The sequence below is a fragment of the Streptomyces sp. NPDC054975 genome, from assembly GCF_053609105.1.
The window spans coordinates 1-1,039 of sequence record NZ_JBSGWV010000119.1 but is presented as its reverse complement, the minus strand read 5'-3'; the positions used below and the strand labels follow the sequence as shown (position 1 = coordinate 1,039).

3 protein-coding genes are annotated in these 1,039 nt (G+C 39.2%); all 3 read right to left on the bottom strand.

The genetic code is table 11. The annotated features are described in order from the left end of the window. Positions 1–260, bottom strand: a 260-nt coding sequence (locus ACWF79_RS34855) for a hypothetical protein (RefSeq protein WP_453732180.1), incomplete at its 3' end; no start/stop codon positions are given. 33 nt (positions 261–293) lie between these two features. Continuing rightward, positions 294–566, bottom strand: coding sequence for a hypothetical protein (locus ACWF79_RS34850; protein WP_017696760.1), 273 nt, complete (start codon positions 564–566; stop codon positions 294–296). Continuing rightward, positions 563–850 carry a hypothetical protein gene (locus ACWF79_RS34845; protein WP_017696759.1) on the bottom strand — a complete coding sequence of 96 codons (288 nt, stop codon included), beginning with the start codon at positions 848–850 and terminating at the stop codon, positions 563–565. Before ACWF79_RS34845 ends, ACWF79_RS34850 begins: the two co-directional genes overlap by 4 nt. Between the last annotated feature and the right edge of the window lie 189 nt (positions 851–1,039).

Genomic DNA, 1,039 nt, shown 5'->3' with positions numbered 1-1,039 from the left:
GTTTTATTTGGAACTTCTGGGACAGTATCCGCTTTTGGATCCTGATGTATATTTGTCTTGTGAACAATCCCATCTGAAATACTTCTATTATTCAAATCACGAACATGTGAAGGCTGCTTACTATCAACACCACTTTTTACTGCTTCGCTCTTCATGTAGAACAGCAATTGTCCCAGCAGTTTGCCTGTTTCTTCAGCTGTAAAACCTGACGCCTCAAATTCTGCTTGTTTTAATTTGTCTTTAACCGCTACTTTGATCATTTTTATCTCTCCCTTTATATTTTTCATTTGTTTCTATCTGATCAATTCATTTTCCCTTGATGGAACTTGTATTTCGCACAGTAAACAAACCATGATACAAGGCATAAGAGAAGTGAATTTTTCCATTCTCAATGCTGTTGATCCTTTCAACGCTACAGCTACTTTTTCCGCCTCTTCCTCTTGATGATCCGATGCCAGAATGATGGCGCTCACTTCAAACAAGTTTTTATCAAGGTGAGTCAATTTAGACCAGGCAGCAGCCAGGTTATTAAACTGCGAATCACTTTTTTCATAAATTCGTATCAACTATTCTCACCTTCTAATTCATTTTTAGCAGCTGTTATTGTGAATTGCAGATTCTTAATAACTTGTTGTAAAGCTTTTTTATATCTGCTACTTTCCCCGCTCAGGCGTCGGATATCTTGCTGGGCCTGCTTGAACTGATTGACTGCTATTTCTTCCTGCCGTTTGTTTTCCTCGATGACGGCCAGTTGTTGCTTAACCGTATCAATCAGCCACTCCGTTGAGGCCAGAGATAGCCCCATATGCTGCCTGACCTCATTTTCGATTCTCTGTATCCTATCTTTCATATTGGCTCCTCCTTATCTCAGAACAAGCTCATTTGCTGCCATTCATTTGACGGCAGCTCCTTTTTCTCTTCTATCTGATCAAGCAGAGTTTCATTCACTTCTTGAAAATTTATAAACCAATGGAGAGGAAAAATCCCTCCGTATTTTGTTAACTCTCTATCTTGGAAGTAATAACAGTGTGTCATCCTT

Coding starts and splice junctions, on each gene's coding strand:
- ACWF79_RS34845 (WP_017696759.1), bottom strand. CDS start 850: ATGAAAGATAGGATACAGAGAATCGAAAATGAGGTCAGGCAGCATATG.